Raw genomic sequence first — 22,776 nt, 5'->3', positions numbered from 1 at the left:
TCTCTTCAATCGCTGGAATCTTTTGCCTTGAAGGAAGGCAAAAGTTCCTAGGCTCTTCAGAGAAGGTAATTTTTTATTCACTAGAGGTAAAGGGGGCAGTATAAAAGTACTGCCCCCTTTCTTTTTCTAAAAAAATTCAGTGCTCTGAGCTGACATGCAAAGATTTTGCCCTTCAGCAAAAGATTTGAGGAAGCGAACAGCATCTGTATTTTTTTCCTTAATTTTACGCCTTCAAAATCTGATACTTTCAAAATAATGAGCATTTCTACAAAATACGATCCGGCATCGACAGAAGATAAATGGTATAGTTACTGGCTTTCGAAGAAGTTTTTTCACTCTGAGCCAGATGAGCGTGAGCCTTATACAATTGTAATCCCGCCACCAAATGTCACTGGGGTCTTGCACATGGGCCATATGCTGAACAACACCATTCAGGATGTATTGATCCGTAAAGCTCGTATGCAGGGTAAAAATGCTTGCTGGGTACCGGGTACTGACCACGCTTCTATTGCTACAGAAGCTAAGGTAGTAGCCATGCTTAAAGAAAGAGGAATCAATAAAGCGGATATTAGCCGCGAAGAGTTTTTGAAGTACGCCTGGGAGTGGAAAGAGAAATACGGTGGTATTATCCTGGATCAGTTGAAAAAACTAGGAGCAAGTTGCGACTGGGACCGTACGCGCTTTACCATGGAGGATGATTTGTCTGATGCGGTTATTGACAGCTTTATCCACTTGTATAAAAAAGGCTGGATTTATAGAGGTATCCGTATGGTGAACTGGGATCCGGCAGGTAAAACTTCTGTTTCTGATGAAGAAGTAATCCGTAAGGAAGTAAACCAGAAATTATATTACATCAAATATACTGTTTCAGGAAGTGATGACTTTGTTACTATTGCCACTACACGTCCGGAAACCATCATGGCTGATGCGGCAATTTGTATCAATCCAAATGACGAACGCTATACACACCTGAAAGGTAAAAAGGTATTTGTTCCTTTAATCAATCGTGAAATTCCGATTATTGAGGACGAATATGTAACTATGGATTTTGGTACTGGATGTCTAAAAGTTACACCGGCACATGATCTTAACGATTATGAATTGGGTTTAAAGCATAAACTGCCAGTTATAGATATTTTAAATGACGATGGTACGCTGAATGAGCTTGCCGTTATTTTAGTTGGCGAGGATCGTTTTATCGCTAGAAAAAAGATTGCTAAGCTATTAGACGAAGCAAGTCATTTAGAAAAGGTTGAAGATTATAAATCTCAGGTTGGTTTTTCTGAGCGTACGGATGCGGCTATTGAGCCTAAATTGTCTATGCAATGGTTCTGCAAAATGGACCAGATGGCTAAACCTGCTTTAGAGGATGTTTTAAATGGCGATGTAAAGCTAATCCCTGAAAAGTTTGTAAATACCTACCGTCATTGGATGGAGAATGTTCGTGATTGGAATATCAGTCGCCAACTTTGGTGGGGACAGCAAATTCCAGCTTGGTACGACAATCAAGGTAATTGGGTTGTTGCTAAAACTAAGGACGAAGCTTTGGTTGAGCTCTTGAAGCTTAAAGATCCTGATGGAAACTTTACTGCTGAAGAAGCTGCAGGTTGCAAAAGCCAGCTTGCGCCATTTGTAAAACAGGATCCTGATGTGATGGATACCTGGTTCTCTTCTTGGCTATGGCCAATATCTGTATTTGATGGTTTTAAAAATCCTGATAATCCAGATATCAATTATTATTACCCAACGAATGATTTAGTTACTGCACCAGAGATTTTATTCTTCTGGGTTGCAAGGATGATCATGGCAGGGCATGAGTTTAGAGGTCAGAAGCCATTTACCAATGTATACTTAACTGGTATCGTAAGAGATAAGCTTGGACGTAAGATGTCTAAGTCCTTAGGTAACTCTCCTGATCCAATTGGGTTGATTGAAAAGTATGGTGCTGATGGTGTGAGGGTAGGGATGTTGTTGTGCTCTCCTGCTGGAAACGACTTGATGTTTGATGAAAGCTACTGTGAGCAAGGACGTAATTTCGCCAACAAAATATGGAATGCATTCCGCCTGGTAAAAGGATGGGAAGTAGATGCTAATCTAGAAAATCCAAATAAGCAGGCCATATTGTGGTTTGAGAACCGCTTTAATGAAGCGCTTGCTGAAATAGAAGATAACTTTAAGCAATACCGTTTATCTGAAGCTTTAATGGCGACTTACAAGCTGGTATGGGATGATTTCTGTGCCTGGTACCTGGAAATGGTTAAGCCAGCTTATCAGCAGCCTGTTGATGCGGATACGCTAAAAGCAACTGCAGGCTTCTTCGAAAAGATATTAACCTTATTGCATCCATTTATGCCTTTCCTAACAGAAGAATTGTGGCATGATGAGCTGTTTGGCGAAAGAGGGGAAATGGAATGTTGTATTGTGGCAAACTATCCTGTAGTTGGAAGTGCTGATGCAACTTTACTTAAAGAAGTAGAAGTGATTAAAACTTTAGTAGGGGAGATTAGAAACGTAAGAAATACCCAGCAAATCTCTCCAAAAGAGGCTTTGCCTTTGGCTATTAAAGTAAATTCTACGCTTGACTACGAAAAGTGGTTAAATATCGTTTTCAAATTGGTTAATATCAACCAGGTTGAGTTTGTAAATGATAAAATCCCAGGAGCTGTAAGTTTCATGGTAGGTAATGATGAGTTCTTTATTCATTTGAATGAAGCCATTGATGCTGATGTAGAAATAGCCCGCTTAAACGAGGAGCTTATTTACCTGCAAGGTTTCTTGAAGTCTGTTAACGCTAAGTTGAGTAATGAGCGCTTTGTGCAGAATGCCAAGCCTGAAATTATCCAAAACGAAAGAAACAAACAGGCTGACGCTGAAGGGAAAATCAAAATTATTGAAGAGAGCTTGGCTGCTTTGAGTTAAGTGAAAAATAAAGGTAAAATAAACCATTCTCCTCCAAGTCTGGCATCTCTTCGGCTCCTGAAGGGGAGCAAAGAGCGGCTAGGTCTTGTCTGAGAAGGTATATTTTATTTCAAGCAAAGCAATGAAAATAAAAAAAAGCATGATGTCTATAGGCATCATGCTTTTTTTTATGCAGTATTTTAAAACAAAATATACCTTCTATGAAAAGGCCTCATGCGCTTTTGCCCTTCAGCAAAAGATGCCAGCCTTAGAATAGAACGGTTTATTTTGCCTTTATTTTGAGCGTTACAGAGAATTCCTTAAGATCACTTTTGCGGGATCTCGCATTGCAACCGTGGTTCCTGTCAGAATAGCTTTAGCTGCTTCTTCTCCCATTTTGTTGAAATCTGTACTGATTACAGTAATTCCGTTTTCCAATATTTCTTTTACCGCCGTATCATTGTAAGAAATCAGACCGATATCTTTTCCTAGTGTCCATTGATTTTTACGTGCCAGCTTAATAATGGAAATATCATCCTGATCATATCTGCTGAATGTGATGTAAGCGTCGCCATTTTTACAGTTTGGTTCATCCACGGTGTTGTAAATGATATGTTTTTTACGAGTTAACTTACAGAAAGTCTCAAATCCATTTATTACCTCTTTGGCATGAAATGCTTCTAATGGTGCAATTAAAACTAATCTCGAGTATTTCTCTAGCTGGGGAAGGAGTTCCGTCAGCGATTCCTGAATATCTGTTTTATAATCCTGATAAATGCAGGTGTAATCTCCGGTTAGATTTTTCTCTTCATAATCCAGTATGATTCTTTTTTGTGAGGGAATGCGATTGAGCACTTCGGTAGTGTTGCCTTGTAAGAATGTTGTGATTACAAAATGAGTGTAATTGGGTAAATTCTCATCCACAAGTTTTTCGAATACCTTAAAATTATGATGATGAAAATATACGTCTACATCTGCCTGACCTTTAATCTTTTCTAAAAAAGACTGGTATACCCGATCTCTTAAGACATTCATTTTATCAAGGATCAGACATATTCGATAGGGCTGATATTGGGCCTTTTTCTTTACATAATAGCCTTTTCGGTATTCGGCTTCAATAATCCCTTTTTCAGATAAATGACTGAGGCCTTTTAACGCAGTTTCCTTACTGATTTTTAATTTTTCAATTAATTGATTTAAAGAAGGGAGTCTGTCGTTAATTTTGAGTTCGTCTATTTCAATGAGATGGTTAATATATTCTGCTAACTGCAAATACTTCATTCTATGTGTAGAAACAGGGGGGGAATCGGTCTCTATACTTTGTTTTTCAATTTTAGATTTTGAATTTTGAGGCATATATTTTTTTGTTGCGTTGCAAAACTAACTGATATTTTTGAGAAAACACAATCCATACCAAACCAAACCAAGCGCGGGTGTTGAATATTTTTATTGAAGATTTTTGTTTGTTAAATTATTGAATTTTAATTGTTTAGTTTTTGAATTCTGTTTCTTGACAGGGATGTTGTGATAATAAAAGATAAATAATGTTTGAAAACTAAGATTAATTTATATTTTTGTTATGACTGTTAAACCAAACCAGACCAAACCAAATATGAGCGATGTGTTATCATCCAAAAAATCGGGCATTACATACTTATATATTCCCGCACTACCTGTTCAGATTCAAATCCTAATCAGAGGGGCATTGATAAACTGATCTACAGAAAGCAATTATAGTATGAAATATAAAAACACTAACAAATGAAATACATTAAAACCTCCGTTTTACTTCTTCTTTTAAGCCTAATCACTGGTTTATCGTTTGGGCAAACCAGTCCTAAAAGTTTAAGGCTATTTATTATTGGCAATAGTTTTTCTCAAAATGCGTCGGCGTATTTATCCAATTTTGCAAAGGAAAAGGGCACAGAACTCATTGTGGGCAGAGCAGAATTAGCCGGTCATTCTTTAGAGCAGCATTGGGGATACGTTGAGGCCGCAGAAGCCAATCCTGAAGATCCTAAAGGGAAGCCTTATAAAGGTAATAAGTCCTTGCGTATGCTTTTATCGGCGGGTACCTGGGATGTGGTTACGCTTCAACAGGCTTCTTATCTATCCGCGGATAAGGAAAGCTACAATCCCTATGCTCAAAAACTATACGATTACATTAAAAAGATTCAACCAAATGCCAGGATTATTATCCATCAAACCTGGGCCTATAGAAGTGATGCTTTAAAATTTGGTCGAGTGGCGCCAAATCAGCTGGCTAAAAATCAGACTGAAATGTGGGAGAAATCAAGGGCGGCTTATCATGCCCTGGCCAAACAGTTGAATGCGAAAATTATGCCTGTTGGGGATGCCTTTTATGCCGTAGCATCAGATAAGGTTTTTGGTTTTAAAAAGGATCCTGCTTTTGATTATGAAAATCCGGTGTATCCCAACCTTCCTAACCAAGAAAATTCTATTAACATGGGTTATTACTGGAAAGATAAGAAAATTGTATTTGACCCAAATCATGCCAATGAAGCAGGAAGATACCTGGGGGGATTAATTTGGTATGCAATCTTATTTAACGAATCTCCGTCAAAAATTGAGTATGTGCCTAAAAATGTCCCAGCGGATTTTGCTGTCTATTTAAAAACAGTAGCAGAAAAAACAATTAAAAATTTAAACACAAGTAAATAAACCATTCGCATGAATTCAATAATAGATACCTCGGTTATCGTCGTTTTTTCAGTGTTTATTATGATTATAGGTTTGCTGTTTTCCAGAACGGGGAGAAACCTGAAATCATTCTTCGCGGGTGGTGAGGCGGTGCCCTGGTTTATCGGTGGCTTATCCCTTTTCATGAGTTTTTTCTCTGCAGGTACTTTTGTAGCATGGGGATCTATTGCCTATAAATACGGCTGGGTGGCCGTTACTATTCAATGGACCATGTGTATTGGAGGATTAATAACAGGCTTATACATTGCGCCAAAGTGGAAGGCAACGGGAAGCCTGACGGCAGCCGAATTTATAAAAGACAGATTGGGTGCACACGTACAAAAAAGCTTTATTTATATTTTTATGCTGGTCTCGCTATTTATCAAAGGATCAGTATTGTATTCGGTAGCTAAGTTGGTGGGCTCATCTTTGGAGTTTCCATTGGTACCTGTTACCCTCATTTTAGGCATACTTATGATTGCTTATACCGCAGTGGGTGGTTTATGGGCAGTTATGGTGACTGATATTTTACAATTTGTAATACTTACAGCAGCCGTTCTTTTGATCATTCCTTTAGCCTTTACAGAAGCTGGAGGCGTACAAACATTTTTGACTAAAGTACCCGATGATTTCTTTAACGTCGTTAATGGGGAGTATACCTGGGGCTTTATCGGTGCTTTTGCACTTTACCATATCTTTTATATCGGTGGGAACTGGACTTTTGTGCAGCGTTATACGAGTGTTGATACCCCAAAGTCCGCATCTAAAGTGGCATTTCTATTTGCTGGATTATACATTGTAAGTCCGGTATTGTGGATGCTACCCCCAATGATTTACCAAACTATTAATCCGGGCCTAACAGGTTTAGAAACTGAAAATGCTTATTTAATGGTATGCAAGCAAGTGCTGCCAGCAGGATTGATGGGCTTGATCCTGACAGGGATGTATTTCTCAACTTCGGCATCAGCAAATACAGCTTTAAATGTGGTGTCTGCAGTTTTTACAAATGACATTTATAAAGGAACAATAAACCCGCAGGCATCGGATGAAAAGCTGATGAAGATTGCCCGTACCTCATCATGGTGCTTTGGTTTTGGTATGATTGTAATCGCATTAATCGTACCCTATATAGGTGGAATTGTCGAGTTTACATTAAGTGTAGGCGCCATTACAGGCGGACCGTTATTGGCTCCACCAATATGGGCGTTGTTTTCTAAACGCATTACAGGTAAAGCAACTATTACGATTACCATGGTCAGTCTAGCGGTTAATTTATGCTTCAAAATCGTATTGCCACTTGTGCTTGACTATAAACTCAGTCGTGCAAGTGAAATGCTACTTGGTGTGTTGCTCCCTTTTATCCTGTTGGTAATTTATGAACTGTATGCCGCATACAAAGGGAAAATAAGTGCGGAATATTTGCAATTACAGGAGCTCAAAGCCTTTCGTGCTGCAAATGTGCCAGAAGTTGATGAAGAAGAGGTGGCAGAGATTAAAAGACAAAATAAGTTCGGTTTACAAGTCATCGCATTTTCATTGGCTTTTATCGCCTTGCTGCTATACATTCTTTGCGCTTTTACCACTAAGGGAACGACTATGGTGGCCGTTATTGCGACCATAATTTTACTGAGTGCCTGGATTCCGTTAAGAGCAAGTTTTAAGAAGAAAATTTAATAGAAGATATATAACATTACTGGGGTCACCCAAACATTTACTATGATAAAATCAGAAGGAACAGATGCCCGTAGCTTGGTGTCTGAAAAATTAAGTACCGCGTTTTTAGTTGTTGGAGGTGGATTGTCTGGCGTTTGTACCGCAATTACTGCCGCGCGTAAAGGCCTCAAAGTTGTTCTTGTGCAAGATCGCCCCGTTTTAGGTGGTAACTCATCCAGCGAAGTGAGATTATGGATCCTTGGCGCTACCTCGCACATGGGGAATAATAATAGATGGAGTAGGGAAGGTGGGGTTGTTGATGAAATTCTGGTAGAGAATACTTATCGAAATAAAGAAGGTAATGCTTTGATTTTTGATACCATATTACTGGATAAGATAGCTGCTGAGCCCAATATTACACTTTTATTGAATACAGTTGTTTATGAGGTTCATAAATCAGATAAGGATACTATTTCATCTGTAAAAGCATTTTGTAGTCAAAATTCAATTGAATATATCATTGACGCACCTTTGTTTTGCGATGCATCTGGAGATGGAATTGTTGGCTTTTTAGCTGGAGCAGCCTTTAGGATGGGCGCCGAAAGTAAAGAGGAGTTTGGTGAGAAATTTGCACCAAGTGTTGAGTACGGCGAACTATTGGGGCACAGTCTTTATTTCTATAGTAAAGATACAGGTAAGCCCGTAAAATTTGTGGCACCTGATTTTGCATTGAAAGACATTACGAAGGAAATTCCACGTTTTAAAAGTTTTAATGCCAAGGAATTTGGTTGTAAATTATGGTGGCTAGAATATGGTGGAAGATTAGATACTGTACATGATACCGAAAAAATTAAGTGGGAACTTTGGAGAGTAGTGTATGGTGTATGGGATTACATCAAAAACTCAGGTGAGTTTCCTGAAGCGGAAACGATGACATTGGAATGGGTAGGCACTATTCCCGGGAAACGAGAGAGCCGTCGATTTGAAGGAGATTATATGCTCCGTCAGCAAGATATTGTATCCCAAAATACCCATACAGATGCGGTTGCATTTGGGGGTTGGTCTATAGATCTCCACCCTGCTGATGGTGTGTTTAGTGAAAAACCAGGCTGTAATCAATGGCATAGTAAAGGCATTTATCAAATCCCATACCGTTGCTTATATAGCAGAAACATAAAGAATCTTTTCTTTGGTGGACGGATTATCAGTGCTTCACATGTGGCATTTGCATCAACCAGGGTAATGGCTACGGCAGCTCATGTAGGTCAGGCAGTTGGTATGGCTGCATTTATTGCCAATAAGCATAAAGCAAACCCCGCCGACTTATTGCCTAAAAACCTGATGGAAGATCTGCAAAAGGAATTGTTGAAAACTGGTCAGCATATTCCTGGACTTGAATTGGCAGATCAAGAGGATCTTGTACAATCTGCTGAAATATCTGCATCTAGTGAATATGTTTTAACTGAATTACCTTTGGATATACTGAAAACCTTGGATGTGTCCGTTGCACAAATGCTTCCTTTGGACAAAGGTAAGGTTCCTAAGGTTACTTTACATGTAGAATCGGCTGTGGATACCACACTTGATATCGAACTACGCATTAGCGGAAAATCTGGAAATTATACACCGGATGTGGTACTAGAGCAGCAAGTATTGGCGATTGTACCGGGCGAGAACTCTTTAAGTATTGAGTTTTCTGCAGCATTAGCCGAAGATGCATATGTGTTTATGGTATTACACAAAAATCCATCGGTAAAAATCTATCATTCAGAACATCGTATTACTGGAGTCCTTTCTGTATTTAACCTCGTGAATAAAGCCGTGTCTAACTATGGCAAGCAAACCCCAGCGGAAGATATTGGTGTTGACGAATTTGAGTTTTGGTGCCCACAGCGCAGACCAGAAGGACATAACCTAGCCATTCAGGTAGAACCAGGACTTTCTAAATTCACTGCCGAAAATATCAAAACAGGAGTTTACCGACCTACGACAGCACCTAATGCATGGGTTGCTACATTAGCCGATGCTCAGCCATCCATAAACCTAAAATGGGACAAGGAACAAAAAATAAGCACCATTGAACTGTTTTTTGATACGGATTATGACCATCCGATGGAGTCGGTACTGATGGGCCATCCGGAAAATGTTATGCCTTTTTGTGTAAGAAATTACGAGATTAAAGATGGTAATGGAAACCTTATATATACTAAGAAGGATAATTATCAGACCAAGAACACCATTGTTCTCGATCAGGCAGTGTATACCGACAGTATTACTATAAACCTGGCACATCCATCTCAAAATACACCAGCAGCATTATTCTCAGTAAGGTGCCATTAAACATCATACTTAAGCACGATATTTAAGCATCATGCTATCGACAAAATTTGCCTTCTGTGAAGAGACCTAGGAACTTTTGCCTTCTTCAGGCAAAAGATTTTTCGGGAGTACTTATTGGACTGTGTCCTCAAGAGTGCTTCGCAGTTCCAGACTCTGAACAGAATGGCTAATTTTGAATCCTATATGCGCAACGCCTATCCCCCGCAATAATATGATTCACTCTGGTAATGTTGACCTCTTCTCCCAGTACAAACTTAAACGTATTAAGTTCCGAAGTACAAAAGCCCTGACAAATTTGTGCCGCTGCGCAAATGGGACAATGGTTTTCAATTAATAGATAGCCCTTTTCATCCTTGATGTATTCAGCCATATAACCTTCCACTGTACGGATGTTTACGAGCTGTTGTATTCTTTCTTCTAAAGTAGTGGATTGTTGCAATTGTTGACTGTATCGTTGCTTGGCTTTTTGCTCGCCAGCTGATATGACCGTTTGGAGCGCATCTTCTCCCAAGGTTTCTTTAATTTGCTGAATCAATTTCACCGTAAGTTCTGCGTGCGTATCCGGAAAACCCTTGTTGCCAAGCTCTGTTAAACTGAAGTATTGGGTGGGTCTGCCAACTCCCTTAGATTCATGCGTAGATTGGATTAAACCTTCTTCCGTAAGCTTAAGTAATTGAAGTCTGGCTCCTTCGCTAGTGATTCCCAGTTCTTTAGAAATAGCTGCGGAAGTTAAAGCGCCACGGGTCTTCAGTAACATTAAAAAACGATTTGTCTTCATAATCTAATAAAACAAGTGTTTAGTTGTTTTATTAGCAAAAGTACTAACTTTGCTGAACTTATAAGAATATCAGGAATTATAATTTCTCCATGCACGGTATTGTAATCTCTTATTATTTGTATAAATAAATCTAAAGCAGACAACAATGTACTTTAATTACCTGGAATTCCTTTATCTACAACATACCGGACCACCGCTATATTAACCTGGCCTTTAGCAGCTATTCTTAACCATTTTTAAATACAGCCAAAGCCCTGAAATCTTATTTTTTTGGGAGTAAGGGGATTGTTATGGCTATTTTTTTACCAATACATCATACAAATACTGTCATTATGAAATCAATACAATTACCATTATTAATCACACTGCTTTTTTTACAGGCATGTGGACCAGAGCAGCAAACAGCGCAGGTAGAAACCATTCAGGAATACCCTGTAATGACGATAGAACGTCGGGAGGCCATTATAAATACCGAATATCCAGCTACTATTCAGGGACAGCAAAATATAGAGATCCGCCCCAAAGTAGACGGCTTTGTTGCACAGATTTTTGTGGATGAAGGGGCTTCAGTGAAAAAAGGACAGCCTTTGTTTAGGATCAATGCACCGCAATACGACCAGGAAGTAAGAACTGCTGATGCAGCGATCAAAAATGCGCTGGCGGAAGTGAATACCGCAAAAATGCAAGTCGAAAAAACTTTACCGCTTGTAAAAGAAGGCATAGTAAGTGATTACGAATTGAAATCGGCGAACTTTAATTTACACGCTAAAGAGGCTGCGCTTGCACAAGCTAAAGCCAGTCTTGCAAATGCACGTATCAATGTAGGTTATACGCAGATTAACAGCCCGGCCGATGGTGTAGTTGGGGCTATACCCTATAAAACAGGAAGTTTGGTTAGCAGCGCTTCGCCACAGCCATTGACTACAGTATCCAACATCGCTCATGTTTTTGCTTATTTCTCTTTTAATGAGAAACAGTTTTTAGACTTCACAGACAGCTTTACAGGTAAAAGTATGGGGGATAAGCTAAAACACTTTCCAGCGGTTACACTTTTGTTGGCCAATGGAACGGTTTATAAAGAAAAGGGACGTATGGAAAGTATTGGCGGATTGATCAATACAGAAACCGGTGCGGTGAATTTAAGAGCCGGCTTTCCTAATGCAGATGGCGTGATTAGAAGTGGAGCAAGTGCCACCATTCGAATCCCTATGTCGGCAAAGGATGCGGTTCTTATTCCTGCCAAAGCTACTTATGAAATGCAGGAAAAGCTGATGGCTGTACTGGTAAATAAAGATGGAGTGGTAAAGCCTGTTGAAATAGAGATCATGGACATTCCTTCAGGAGAATTCTATGTAGTGAAGAAGGGCCTAAATGCGGGAGATCAGGTGGTAGTGGAAGGTATGGGAAGTTTGAAAGACGGGACGAAGATTAAACCTGCAACAGTTAAAAAATAGCGCACATTTTATATAAAATATTAAACAATCATGTTAAAGAAATTTATAGACAATCCCGTATTATCTACTGTAATATCGGTGATCATTGTCATACTGGGGTTGTTAGGACTGTTCTCTCTACCAATATCCCAATATCCTGATATTGCGCCACCAGCAGTTGAAGTAAGCACTGCTTATCAGGGGGCTAGTGCGGATGTAGTGATGAAAAGTGTAATTATTCCACTGGAAGAACAAATTAATGGAGTGGAGAATATGACGTATATGACCTCCAAAGCCAGTAACGATGGCAGCGCCAGTATCACCATCAATTTTAAGCAGGGGACAGATCCAGATATGGCTGCGATTAACGTGCAGAATAGGATCACTAAAGCAACCAGCCTATTACCAGCAGAGGTAATTAAGATGGGGATTACCACCAGTAAAAGGTTGAATAGTGAAGTGTTTAGCTTTTTACTTTATAGCGAAGATGGAAAATACGACCAGAAATTCCTCGACAATTATTTGAAGATCAATATCATTCCTCAGATTAAAAGAATTCAAGGAATTGGAGATGCTCAAGTTTATGGTGGTAAGGATTACAGTATGCGGATCTGGTTAAAACCTGATGCTATGGCGGCCTATGGTCTTATCCCGGGTGATATCGTAAGTGCACTGGCAGAACAGAATATTGAAGCTGCACCGGGTAAGGTTGGTGAAAATAGCAACCAAAGTTTCCAGTATACCTTAAAATATACTGGTCGGTTTGAGAAGGCTACCGAGTTTGAGAACATCATTCTTAAATCGGTAGGTAGCGGACAGGTGTTAAAATTAAAAGATGTAGCGGATATTAATCTGGGTTCATTTACCTACTCCAGCTCCTTAACCGCTCAAGGACATGAATCGCCGTATGTTGCGGTTAGTCAGACTTCCGGATCGAATGCGCATGAAATCATCAAACAGTGTGAGAAAATACTAAAAGATGCAGAAAAGACTTTTCCTAAAGGGATTAAGATAGGCGTGTTTGCCAATGCCAACGAGTTTCTGGATGCGTCCATCTCTAAGCTGATCTTTACCATTATCGAAGCGTTTATACTGGTATTTATAGTCGTGTTTATCTTTCTTCAGGATTTTCGTTCTACATTAATCCCAGCTATCGCGGTACCTGTGGCGATTATTGGTACCTTCTTTTTCCTGAAGCTATTTGGATTTACCATTAACCTGCTTACGCTATTTGCATTGGTATTGGCCATAGGTATTGTGGTCGATGATGCTATTGTGGTGGTCGAAGCTGTGCATGCTAAGTTGGATCAGGGGGCAAAATCAGCCAAGAAAGCAACCATGCATGCGATGAGCGAGATTAGCAGCGCTATTATTTCTATCACCCTAATTATGGCAGCGGTGTTTGTTCCCGTAACTTTTGTAACCGGGTCTGTAGGCGTGTTTTACAAACAGTTCGGTTTAACGTTGGCAGTAGCGATTATCATTTCGGCAGTAAATGCCCTTACTTTAAGTCCGGCTTTATGTGCCTTATTGCTTAAGTCGCACAATGCCCATGATCAACCTAAAAAGGGTTTTATGCAGCGGTTTTATGATGGATTTAATGCCTCATTTACCGCTATGGCCAGCAAGTATAAGAAATCGGTTATTTTCTTGATCAACAAAAAGTGGATAGCATTTGCGGGTATTGCGTTGTTTGCTGTGCTGTTCTGGTTTTTGGTTAAAACCACGCCAACGGGTTTTGTTCCTAATGAAGATAGTGGTTCAATTTATGGCAATGTAATTCTTCCCCCGGCGACTTCGTTGGAACGTACAGAAGTGATTGCTGATCAGATAGACAGTATTGCACGGTCTATTCCTGAAGTGGAATTGTCATCCAGACTTGCGGGGATGGACTTGATGAGTGGTACAGGAAGCTCATATGCAGCAATTTTTATCCGTTTGAAACCATGGAAAGAAAGGACAAAAAAGGGGCAGGATATTAAGAGCATCGTTGGACAGTTGTTTGCCAAGACAGCTGAGATTAAAGGTGCCAATATTATCTTTTTTGCAGCACCAACCTTACAGGGATTTGGAAACAACGATGGTTTTGAATTCCAGCTACAGGATAAAACTGGTGGAAGCTATAAAGCGTTTGATGCTGTAATTGGCAAATTTATGGGCACACTTAATCAGCGTCCTGAAATTATGTACGCGGCAACTTCTTATAATACTGGATTTCCTCAATACGAAGTAAGCGTTAATGTCGCCAAATGTAAAGAAGCCGGAGTTGCGGTAAATACGGTATTGGAAACACTTCAAGGTTACCTTGGTGGGATTTATGCCTCTGACTTTAACCGTTTTGGTAAGCAATATAAAGTGATGATTCAGGCTGAGGCATCGCAAAGAAGTAATAAAGAAGCATTAAGCAAAATATTTGTTAGGAATGATCAAGGGGTAATGGCTCCGATTTCTGGATTTATCACCCTGAAGAAAACTTATGGCCCTGAATTCATTAACCGTTTTAATCTGTTTACTGCGGGTGCTGTAAATGGCGCGCCAAAGCTAGGATACAGTTCGGGTGATGCGATCAAGGCTATCCAGGAAGTTGCCGCAGAAACTTTACCACAAGGGTATACTTTTGAGTTCTCTGGTTTAACGCTAGAAGAGCTTTCCAGCGGGAATCAAACCTTGTTAATTTTTATACTAAGTCTGTTGTTTATTTACTTCCTATTGAGTGCGCAGTATAAGAGCTATATTTTGCCTTTCTCGGTGCTGTTGTCCTTACCGATCGGTTTGGCCGGAGCCTTTTTGTTTGCCCGTTTATTTGGGTTAGATAATAATATATTCCTACAAATCAGTTTGATTATGTTGATCGGCCTATTGGCGAAAAATGCGATCCTGATTGTTGAATTTGCCCTGATGCACCGATTGAGTGGTAGAAGTCTTGTTCAATCTGCCATAGGGGGTGCAACGGCCAGATTGCGACCAATCCTGATGACTTCTTTTGCCTTTATTTTCGGTTTATTGCCTTTAATGTTGGCAACAGGCGCAGGTGCCATTAGTAATCGTTCTATCGGAACGGCTGCCGTAGGCGGGATGTTAATAGGAACCGTATTTGGCGTATTTGTAATCCCTGTATTGTTTGTCGTTTTTCAATCCTTACAAGAAAAGATCTCAGGTACCACAAAAACCAATGAAATTGAATAGTTAATAAAGAAAATCAAAAATGAAATCATATATAGGATTAATGCTACTGCTCGTGCTTGCTTCCTGCAAGATATCGAAGGAGTACCAAAGACCAGATTTAAATACTACACAGCTTTACCGGGACTATCAATCGGTTGATACCATTAATATCGCTTCGATGCACTGGAACAAGTTGTTTGCGGATCCAATTTTAAATGGCTTGATTACAGAAGGATTGCAGCAAAATATAGATCTGAAGATGGCATACCAACGTATTATAGCTGCAAGCGCTAGCTTTCAACAGAGCAAGTCAGCCTTTTTGCCCGATTTGAATGGTAATGCCAGCATTAAACAATCCAAATTGGCCTTCCCACAGGGGTTTGGAATTATTAATTCCTCTACCCAATATGATGTGGGTTTAACCTCAACATGGGAAGCTGATGTATGGGGTAAGTTAAAGCGTGCTAAAAAAGCTGCGTTGGCAAGCTTATTACAGACCGAAGAGGCAAGGAAGGCTGTGCAAACACAACTGATTGCAGATATCAGTAATTGCTATTTTACTTTATTGGCATTAGATCAGCAACTGCTGATCTTAGAACAAACTGTAAATAACAGAAAAACAGACGTGCGAACCATGAAGTCTTTAAAAGCAGCGAATGTAGTAACCGGAGCGGCTGAGGTGCAGAGTGAAGCCAGTCAATATGCTGCTGAAGTTGTGATCCCACGATTGAAGAGACAAATTAGGGAAACCGAAAACGCTTTAAATCTGCTGTTGGCAAAGCCATCCACTACGGTTAACCGAGCTTCGTTAAATGATCAAAAACTGTTGGTTGATCTTAAAGTTGGCTTGCCTGTACAATTATTGCAAAATAGGCCCGATGTAAAACAGGCAGAATATGCTTTTATGGCTGCTTTTGAAAATACAAATGTAGCGCGTAAGCTGTTTTATCCTTCTGTTACGCTAACTGCATCTGGGGGCTTTACCAGCTTTAGTTTAAAAGATTGGTTAACTCCAGATGGTCTATTTGGTAATATAGCAGCTGGAATTGCACAGCCCATTTTTAATAAAGGTGTAAATAAAGCCAGGTTAATTACTGCAAAGGCGGCTCAACAAGAAGCGGCACTAGCATTTCAAGGATCCCTGTTAAAAGCAGGGGAGGAAGTTTCTAATGCTTTGTACGCTTACCAAACTGCTGTTGAACAAGAAGGGATTAGAGTAAAGCAACTGGCTGCATTGGAAAAATCGGTTGATTTTACAAAGAAGCTGCTACGTTATAGCTCTGCCACCAATTATACTGATGTACTTACTTCTGAGCAGAATCTATTGTCGGCACAGTTAGAAGGTGTTGACGATAAATTGCAACAGTGGCAGGCAGTGATTGGGTTGTATAGGGCGCTTGGAGGGGGGGGGGAAGGTGAAAATTAAGCGTTCTCCTCTAAGGCTGCATTACTTGTCGCTGAAGAAGCTCCAAGAACGCTGAGGCCTTTTCCGAGAAGCTAAATTTTCTTTTAAGCAGGTGTGTTAGGACAGTTTTATAGAAGAACAGGTGTGTTAGGATAGTTTTGTCTGACCAGCAGGATAAGCATCATGCTGGTCAGACAAAATTTGCCTTCTGTGAAGAGACCTAGGAACTTTTGCCTTCTTCAGGCAAAAGATTTTTCGGGAGTACTTATTGGACTGTGTCCTCAAGAGTGCTTCGCAGTTCCAGACTCTGAATAGAATGGCTAATTTTGATTTTGACTATTAAAGCAGTTGATAATCCGGCAGCTCCTCAATAAAAGCAAACTGCGAACTTTGATGATCTATAATCGCATAGCAATGTCTTAAGCCATTCGTTACAACCAACCATTTGGTTTTATGCACCGAATTATAGCGGGCAGCCTGGTCAAATACAGACTGTGTGATTTTTACAGCCGGAGCTTTACATTCGATCACCATTACTCTTTCGCCGAGATTGTTGAAAATAACAATGTCGGTTCTTTTTTGAAGCTTATTGAGTGTCAATCCCCCTTCAATTTGGATTAGGGATCTTGGGAATTTCTTAACAAAAATCAGGAATTGGATAAAATGCTGTCTTACCCATTCCTCGGGTGTCAATACCAGGTGTTTTTTCCTAATTTCATCAAATATAAAATACTGGGTATCCTTATGGGTAATTCTAAAAGGATACTCTGGTAGATTAAGTGGAGTAGGTATAAATGACATTAGTTTTTATTACAGGAAGAAAGGAAAAACACGATAGCCAAGCATAAATATAAATCTTAACACAATGAATGCTATTAGGGCTGTTTTAACAGTCTGGTTTTTAATGGTGGCCAGGAAGAATAGCATTACGGCTAAAGTCACAATGTCTGATGTCCAACCATATACTTTATAAACCAAGTCAATTCGAGCAAAGTCTCCATCATTGTGGGATACAAGTGGGGTAGCTTTTTGAATCAGGAACATGACCGTAGAAAGCAGGTAATCTACTCCAATAATGATCAACAGTGCTTTGATGGTTTGATGATCGGTTTTTGTCTGCATCTCTGGGGTAATCATGGTTGTGCCACAGTTTTTGCAGAATTTTGCTTCTGGAGCATTGGGGGCATTACATCTTATACAATTCATAAGGAGCGGTTTTTAGTTGAAATAATCACTTTTGTCGATAACCATTGTACTTGCTGCACGGTCACCCAGTCTTCTACCATCGTTAGTTGCTAATACCATAATTGGCTCTATAAATCCGCCAACAATTGGAACGATACCCATCAATAGCATAATGATATTTCTTAAGAATGATTTCTGCTTGGTACATGGCATATTGGTTTCGAGATCAATGACCATTAGTTTCATGGCTTTTTTGCCTGGACTCTGTCCCGTTCCGAACCCATCTTTAAACATTTGGAAGGCTAGTGGAATTAGGAATAGTAATATGCCAACAATACAAAATGCGGCAGCCTCTTCTTCCTTACTTCCGTATGCAGCAATAAAAGCAAACACGAAAATCACTGCTGCCGGTATCATCAATGCAAGAAAAATTAAGCCATCTAACAAGGCCGCTACGAATCTATTGCCAATGGAGGCTTTGTAATAAGATTGGCCAATTTGCGGCTGACGTTCAAAAGGATTGTGAAGTTGAGGTTCAGTTTGTTCCGCAGAACTGTCGGTCGCTATAAGCCTGGCGCCATCATTGACACAAAACTTTACATCTGAAGGGTAGCTGGTTTTACATATTGGACATAAATTATTCATAGGTAGGTATAAATGATAATTGTGCAAAAGTAGACAAATTTTTTATCTAAGTTTACAGCATTATATGAGTGCTGCCGACATAATAAAAGACATCAAAGCCAGAAAGTTTAAGCCTGTTTACCTGTTACATGGTGAAGAACCTTATTACATAGATCAGATCATCCATTATATGGAAGAGCATATTCTGAATGATATGGAGAAGGGCTTTAACCAAACCGTTCTGTATGGAAAAGATACAGACATGGCTACGGTAATGAATGCCGCTAAGCGCTATCCGATGATGTCCGACTACCAGCTGGTCGTAGTGAAAGAAGCACAGGATTTGAAATGGGCCAAAGAGACGGAAGGCAATAGTAAAACTGCTGAATTTGTATTGAACTATTTCGAAAAGCCTTTGCCTAGTACCATCCTGGTGCTGGGGTATAAATATGCCAATTTTGATAAGCGCAAAAAGATCTATAAAGCGATTGACAAGAATGGGGTGGTTTTTCAGTCAGACTTGGTGCGCGATTACAAACTTGCGCAATGGATTGACGAGCTGGTAAAGGAGAAGGGGTATAAAATAGCTCCACAGGCATCGGCCTTGATGGCGGAATACCTGGGAGCCGATCTTTCTAAAATTGCCAATGAAGTAGAGAAACTGCTGTTAAATATTAGTAAAGAAACTACTATTGATACAGATATTGTACAACGAAATATTGGTATCAGTAAAGAGTATAATGTGTTTGAGTTGCAAAAAGCATTAGCGGTAAAGAATGTCTTGAAATGCAATCAGATCATCAATTATTTTGCTGATAATCCGAAGGCCAACCCTATGGTGATGGTCATGGCCAATCTGAATTCCTATTTCACCAAAATATTGAAATATCACTATTTACCCAATAAAGGTGATGCTGCAAAAGAGTTGGGGGTAAACCCATTCTTTGTCAAAGATTTCGAAACAGCTGCACGTAGTTACAGCTTACCCAAAACTTTTGATATTATAAGCCTGATGCGGGAATATGATTTGAAAAGTAAAGGCGTAGATAGTACCGGGAACACTACTGATGGGGAGTTATTGAAAGAAATGTTGTTTAAAATCCTACATTAGGATTAATTATCGAGCCATTGCTTAAAAGCAGCAGCTTTTTCTCTGCTAATAAAAATCTCTGCTTCTGGATATTTGTGCAAAATAACCTTCAGCTTACCATTAAAGAAGTTATGAATGTCTTTAATGCTGTTGATGCTAATGATGTGCTGCCTGTTTGCCCTAAAAAATGCTGCGGGATCTAATTGCTCTTCTATTTCATCCATGGTATAAGGAACTGCATGTTCCTGCCCTTGATGAAGTACCAGATGGGTGATTTTAAATTCAGAATAGATATAATCAATGTCTTTTACGACAACCGTTTTGTAACCATCATTTACCTGAATTAAAAAACGCGACCGATAAACTGGATCCTGTTTTTTAATGATGTCGATAAGGTCAGAAATGATTGGGTCGGCCTGTTGATTACCTGTAAGCTGTTTGTATTTAGCCAAAGCTCCTGCCAATTCCTGTTTATGGATGGGTTTTAACAAGTAATCTATGCTATTCACTTTAAAAGCACGTATGGCATACTCATCATATGCAGTGGTAAATATAACTGGTGTTGTAATATTACAAGCCGAAAAAATCTCAAAGCAAAGCCCATCCGCTAGTCGTACATCCATTAATATCAGATCAGGTTGCTGATTTACTGAAAACCATTCAATGCTGTCGGCCACACTTTCTAAAACTCCTACAATTGAAATATCAGGATTGAGCTCCTTAATCATCGCCTGTAATCTGTTCGCATTATGTATCTCGTCTTCAATAATTAATAATTTCATATCCAGCATTTAAATGTCCATTAAAGGTAATTTCACCACAAAAAGATTTTCAGTCTCAGTAACCTCGGGTAGTTTGTCGGAAAGTAAACGATAACGGCTTTCAATATTTTTTAATCCAGTGCAGGTAGAAGGTATATTATAATTAAGTCGTTGCAGTGAATTGGTGATCACCAGGTTTTTCTGGTCATCCTCGTTAATATTTATCGTCAATGGTTTAGAACGTGACGCAGTATTGTGCTTAATCGCATTTTCTATCAATAATTGTAACGTAATTGGAGGGATCCCCTTTTTAAGCACCTCATCACTTAATGTCAATTGCATTTTTATGTTTTCGCCCAAGCGGATTTTGATGAGGTAAAAATAGGCTTCCGCAAAACGAATCTCTTCTTCTACAGAAATGATGTTTTTATGGACATTGATGATCATGTACCGATATACACGGGATAGGTTTTCGAGAAAGTGTTGAGCAGCATTAGCATCCTCAGCGATAAGCGCAGAAAGTGTGCTGAAGTTGTTAAACATAAAATGGGGGTCGAGCTGCATTTTGAGCGATTGTAACTCTGATTCGAGCGCAATCTGCTTCAATTCTGCAGCCTTTAAATTCAAATTTGAAGTTTCCAGCATAGCGGCTTTCCATTGTTGTAAAAAGAAATTGCCCGTAAAAATTAAGCTGATCAACACAGATAAAAGCGCACTCACTACGAATGACTGTCGCAATCCCTCAGCATTCAGATCACTAAACTTCATTTCTCCTCCAAATGCACCCAGCGTAATGTGTAAATAGATATAAAGGAAGGCTATCGAAGCGATAATCTGCAGACTAAATTGAAGGAGAAATCTCCACAGCGGATACAAAACCCAAGGTAATCTGCGATCCAGTGTGCGCGCAATGGCTAGACTGATCTCGGTAATTAGTAAGCAGAAAATAGATACAAAGATCCATTCAGTAAGGATCTCGGTTGTATCTCTTTTGAAAAAGCCCGACCATGGCCTATTAGGGTCAATCATGAAGGCCAACAAATAGAAGCCAACAAATACCACAGGGATAATGATAAACCTGAAATATTTATAAAAGTCTTGAGATTCTTTCTTTAATGCCATTGGTTATACGAGCTTAATATACAAGGATACCACTTAGAAGCCATTCTGATCAGCAAAACTAACCGAATGCCGTAAAGTTAAGGCCAGAACGGATAATCTCAGTACTCAACCGACATCTTTATCGATTTATAAATTTACATAAATGAATTTCATTTGAGCTTGCTTATGCGTCGGTTCAGTCTCAAAATTGTTGAGTTCGGTCAACTTTTACCCCAGCCACTTCTAGGTAAAATTACTTTTGCAGCTTCAAAATTTTCAATTCGAAAGACATTATGAAATTAAATAAAATATCATTTATGCTTTTTGTGATGGGAACGGTCTTTATTCCTTCGCATATTTTTGCGCAGACCGACAGCACAAAAACAGTATTGCAACAAGCATCGTTGCAGGATGTGATTAACTATGCCCTAAAAAATAAGCCAGGTGTAAAACAGACCCTGGTAGATGAAGAGATTGGCGAACGTGATATCAAATCTGCACTTTCAGGCTGGTTGCCACAAATCAACGCAGATGCGAGTTTTAACCACAACATGAAGCAACAGGTAAATGCTTTAACTGTTGATGGGCAGACTTCGTACATGACTTTAGGTACTAAGAATACTTCGGGTATTACTTTACAAGCCGATCAACAATTACTAAATGCTGGCTTAATTCAGGCTTCTAAGTCAGCAAAGTATTACAGACAGCAGTATAAACAAGGTACTGAAAACACTAAAATCACTACGGTGGTGGAAGTGAGCAAGGCTTTTTATGATATCCTGACGAGTCAGGAGCAGTTTAAAATCATCGATGAAAATATTTCCCGTTTAGAAAAACAATTTAAAGATGCCAAAGCACAGTATGATGCAGGTTTAGTGGATAAAACTGACTTCCAAAGGGCTCAAATCAGTTTGAGTAACGCTAAAGCAGATAGAAAAAGAACGCAGGAATTGTTAAAATACAAGTATGCTTATCTAAAATCTATTATAGGTTATGATGCCGGTAATGATTTAAGTCTGGTGTTTAATGAAAAGGGCATGGAGCAGGAGGTGTTGTTAGATACGGCACAGGTCCTTAATCCACGCAATAGAATTGAATTTAAACAATTAGAAACCCAGCGTCAGTTACAACAAATCAATACTTCTTATAACAAATTGGCATATATGCCTAAGCTGTCTGCTTTTGCAAACTACAGCTGGAATTATATGAACAACGATTTTAAGGATTTATATAGTAACTCGTACCCAGGATCAATGGCAGGATTGAAATTGAGCATCCCAATTTTTCAGGGAACTAAGCGTACTCAGGAAATCCGTAAGTCGCAATTATTGGAGAAAAGAATTGATTTAGACCTGGAGAATACCAAAAACCAGATCAATAGTCAATATGAGCAAGCGATGGCCACTTATAAAGCGGGTTTAAACGATTGGAAAACTGCAAATGAAAATCAAGAAATCTCTAAACAAGTTTACGGAACGATAAAGCTTCAATACGATGAGGGGATTAAAACATACCTGGATCTGATGACTGCAGAAACCGATCTAAGAACTACACAACTCAATTATCTAAATGCACTTTACAGTTTGCTTTCCGCAAAATTAGATGTGCAACAAGCATTAGGAACAATAACCATTACTCAATAA

The 22,776-nt window shown here is 39.4% G+C and carries 16 protein-coding genes; 9 read left to right on the top strand and 7 right to left on the bottom strand.

The window, feature by feature from the left end:
- The first annotated feature begins 255 nt into the window (after window positions 1-255).
- Entirely contained in the window at window positions 256-2,919 is a 2,664-nt protein-coding gene (locus tag FBD94_RS22675; protein ID WP_136881905.1) for a valine--tRNA ligase, read from the top strand.
- A 285-nt stretch (window positions 2,920-3,204) separates the two neighbouring features.
- Here FBD94_RS22675 and FBD94_RS22670 read toward each other — a convergent pair whose 3' ends face one another.
- Window positions 3,205-4,254: a GntR family transcriptional regulator gene (locus FBD94_RS22670; RefSeq protein WP_131608947.1), complete on the bottom strand. Its 1,050-nt coding sequence runs from the start codon at window positions 4,252-4,254 to the stop codon at window positions 3,205-3,207.
- 405 nt (window positions 4,255-4,659) lie between these two features.
- Here FBD94_RS22670 and FBD94_RS22665 point away from each other — a divergent pair, with 405 nt between their 5' ends.
- The 3 genes from FBD94_RS22665 to FBD94_RS22655 are packed head-to-tail and all read left to right on the top strand — an operon-like array spanning window position 4,660 to window position 9,591.
- Window positions 4,660-5,580 carry a DUF4886 domain-containing protein gene (locus tag FBD94_RS22665; RefSeq protein ID WP_131608945.1) on the top strand — a complete coding sequence of 307 codons (921 nt, stop codon included), beginning with the start codon at window positions 4,660-4,662 and terminating at the stop codon, window positions 5,578-5,580.
- Between the two features lie 9 nt (window positions 5,581-5,589).
- Window positions 5,590-7,272, top strand: a complete 1,683-nt coding sequence (locus FBD94_RS22660; protein WP_136881904.1) for a sodium:solute symporter family transporter — start codon at window positions 5,590-5,592, stop codon at window positions 7,270-7,272.
- Window positions 7,273-7,278: 6 nt separating this feature from the next.
- Window positions 7,279-9,591 (top strand): FAD-dependent oxidoreductase, encoded by a 2,313-nt coding sequence (locus FBD94_RS22655; protein ID WP_394347797.1) that lies wholly within the window; start codon window positions 7,279-7,281, stop codon window positions 9,589-9,591.
- 166 nt (window positions 9,592-9,757) lie between these two features.
- Here FBD94_RS22655 and FBD94_RS22650 read toward each other — a convergent pair whose 3' ends face one another.
- The gene (locus FBD94_RS22650; protein WP_225874702.1) at window positions 9,758-10,348 is read right to left on the bottom strand and encodes a helix-turn-helix transcriptional regulator; all 591 of its coding nucleotides are present in this window, start codon (window positions 10,346-10,348) and stop codon (window positions 9,758-9,760) included.
- 353 nt (window positions 10,349-10,701) lie between these two features.
- Between FBD94_RS22650 and FBD94_RS22645 the strand changes: the two genes are divergently transcribed.
- Genes FBD94_RS22645 through FBD94_RS22635 form a run of 3 tightly spaced genes read left to right on the top strand, consistent with a single transcriptional unit; the run spans window position 10,702 to window position 16,393 of the window.
- Entirely contained in the window at window positions 10,702-11,823 is a 1,122-nt protein-coding gene (locus FBD94_RS22645; protein WP_235884609.1) for an efflux RND transporter periplasmic adaptor subunit, read from the top strand.
- 30 nt (window positions 11,824-11,853) lie between these two features.
- Window positions 11,854-14,988: an efflux RND transporter permease subunit gene (locus tag FBD94_RS22640; RefSeq protein ID WP_136881902.1), complete on the top strand. Its 3,135-nt coding sequence runs from the start codon at window positions 11,854-11,856 to the stop codon at window positions 14,986-14,988.
- Window positions 14,989-15,007: 19 nt separating this feature from the next.
- Window positions 15,008-16,393 carry an efflux transporter outer membrane subunit gene (locus FBD94_RS22635; protein WP_136881901.1) on the top strand — a complete coding sequence of 462 codons (1,386 nt, stop codon included), beginning with the start codon at window positions 15,008-15,010 and terminating at the stop codon, window positions 16,391-16,393.
- A gap of 318 nt (window positions 16,394-16,711) precedes the next feature.
- Here FBD94_RS22635 and FBD94_RS22630 read toward each other — a convergent pair whose 3' ends face one another.
- From FBD94_RS22630 to FBD94_RS22620, 3 genes are read right to left on the bottom strand one after another with little or no spacing between them, the layout of a single operon-like run.
- Window positions 16,712-17,173 (bottom strand): type I restriction enzyme HsdR N-terminal domain-containing protein, encoded by a 462-nt coding sequence (locus FBD94_RS22630; RefSeq protein WP_136881900.1) that lies wholly within the window; start codon window positions 17,171-17,173, stop codon window positions 16,712-16,714.
- Between the two features lie 9 nt (window positions 17,174-17,182).
- On the bottom strand, window positions 17,183-17,578 hold the full coding sequence (locus tag FBD94_RS26160; protein WP_205945929.1) for a zinc ribbon domain-containing protein: 396 nt from the start codon (window positions 17,576-17,578) through the stop codon (window positions 17,183-17,185).
- Window positions 17,579-17,590: 12 nt separating this feature from the next.
- The gene (locus FBD94_RS22620; RefSeq protein ID WP_136881899.1) at window positions 17,591-18,202 is read right to left on the bottom strand and encodes an RDD family protein; all 612 of its coding nucleotides are present in this window, start codon (window positions 18,200-18,202) and stop codon (window positions 17,591-17,593) included.
- A 64-nt stretch (window positions 18,203-18,266) separates the two neighbouring features.
- Here FBD94_RS22620 and holA point away from each other — a divergent pair, with 64 nt between their 5' ends.
- The gene (gene holA / locus FBD94_RS22615; RefSeq protein ID WP_131608929.1) at window positions 18,267-19,292 is read left to right on the top strand and encodes a DNA polymerase III subunit delta; all 1,026 of its coding nucleotides are present in this window, start codon (window positions 18,267-18,269) and stop codon (window positions 19,290-19,292) included.
- Window positions 19,293-19,294: 2 nt separating this feature from the next.
- On the opposite strand, the gene FBD94_RS22610 is transcribed toward holA, so the two are convergent.
- Both FBD94_RS22610 and FBD94_RS22605 read right to left on the bottom strand, forming a co-directional pair.
- Complete coding sequence (locus tag FBD94_RS22610) at window positions 19,295-20,053, bottom strand: LytR/AlgR family response regulator transcription factor (protein ID WP_131608927.1); 759 nt, start codon at window positions 20,051-20,053, stop codon at window positions 19,295-19,297.
- Between the two features lie 9 nt (window positions 20,054-20,062).
- Window positions 20,063-21,154 (bottom strand): sensor histidine kinase, encoded by a 1,092-nt coding sequence (locus FBD94_RS22605; protein WP_131608925.1) that lies wholly within the window; start codon window positions 21,152-21,154, stop codon window positions 20,063-20,065.
- 272 nt (window positions 21,155-21,426) lie between these two features.
- On the opposite strand from FBD94_RS22605, the gene FBD94_RS22600 reads away from it, so the two are divergent.
- The gene (locus tag FBD94_RS22600; protein WP_136881898.1) at window positions 21,427-22,776 is read left to right on the top strand and encodes a TolC family protein; all 1,350 of its coding nucleotides are present in this window, start codon (window positions 21,427-21,429) and stop codon (window positions 22,774-22,776) included.

Source organism: Pedobacter hiemivivus (assembly GCF_005144565.1).
In the GTDB taxonomy this organism is placed as follows: domain Bacteria; phylum Bacteroidota; class Bacteroidia; order Sphingobacteriales; family Sphingobacteriaceae; genus Pedobacter; species Pedobacter hiemivivus.
This window is presented reverse-complemented; position numbering and strand designations above follow the sequence as displayed.

What these genes read in the sequence shown, in the direction of transcription:
- FBD94_RS22675 (WP_136881905.1), top strand. Translation starts at nt 256, where the DNA reads ATGAGCATTTCTACAAAATACGATCCGGCATCGACAGAAGATAAATGG.
- FBD94_RS22670 (WP_131608947.1), bottom strand. Translation starts at nt 4,254, where the DNA reads ATGCCTCAAAATTCAAAATCTAAAATTGAAAAACAAAGTATAGAGACC.
- FBD94_RS22665 (WP_131608945.1), top strand. Translation starts at nt 4,660, where the DNA reads ATGAAATACATTAAAACCTCCGTTTTACTTCTTCTTTTAAGCCTAATC.
- FBD94_RS22660 (WP_136881904.1), top strand. Translation starts at nt 5,590, where the DNA reads ATGAATTCAATAATAGATACCTCGGTTATCGTCGTTTTTTCAGTGTTT.
- FBD94_RS22650 (WP_225874702.1), bottom strand. Translation starts at nt 10,348, where the DNA reads ATGTTACTGAAGACCCGTGGCGCTTTAACTTCCGCAGCTATTTCTAAA.
- FBD94_RS22645 (WP_235884609.1), top strand. Translation starts at nt 10,702, where the DNA reads ATGAAATCAATACAATTACCATTATTAATCACACTGCTTTTTTTACAG.
- FBD94_RS22640 (WP_136881902.1), top strand. Translation starts at nt 11,854, where the DNA reads ATGTTAAAGAAATTTATAGACAATCCCGTATTATCTACTGTAATATCG.
- FBD94_RS22635 (WP_136881901.1), top strand. Translation starts at nt 15,008, where the DNA reads ATGAAATCATATATAGGATTAATGCTACTGCTCGTGCTTGCTTCCTGC.
- FBD94_RS22630 (WP_136881900.1), bottom strand. Translation starts at nt 17,173, where the DNA reads ATGTCATTTATACCTACTCCACTTAATCTACCAGAGTATCCTTTTAGA.
- FBD94_RS26160 (WP_205945929.1), bottom strand. Translation starts at nt 17,578, where the DNA reads ATGAATTGTATAAGATGTAATGCCCCCAATGCTCCAGAAGCAAAATTC.
- FBD94_RS22620 (WP_136881899.1), bottom strand. Translation starts at nt 18,202, where the DNA reads ATGAATAATTTATGTCCAATATGTAAAACCAGCTACCCTTCAGATGTA.
- holA (WP_131608929.1), top strand. Translation starts at nt 18,267, where the DNA reads ATGAGTGCTGCCGACATAATAAAAGACATCAAAGCCAGAAAGTTTAAG.
- FBD94_RS22610 (WP_131608927.1), bottom strand. Translation starts at nt 20,053, where the DNA reads ATGAAATTATTAATTATTGAAGACGAGATACATAATGCGAACAGATTA.
- FBD94_RS22605 (WP_131608925.1), bottom strand. Translation starts at nt 21,154, where the DNA reads ATGGCATTAAAGAAAGAATCTCAAGACTTTTATAAATATTTCAGGTTT.
- FBD94_RS22600 (WP_136881898.1), top strand. Translation starts at nt 21,427, where the DNA reads ATGAAATTAAATAAAATATCATTTATGCTTTTTGTGATGGGAACGGTC.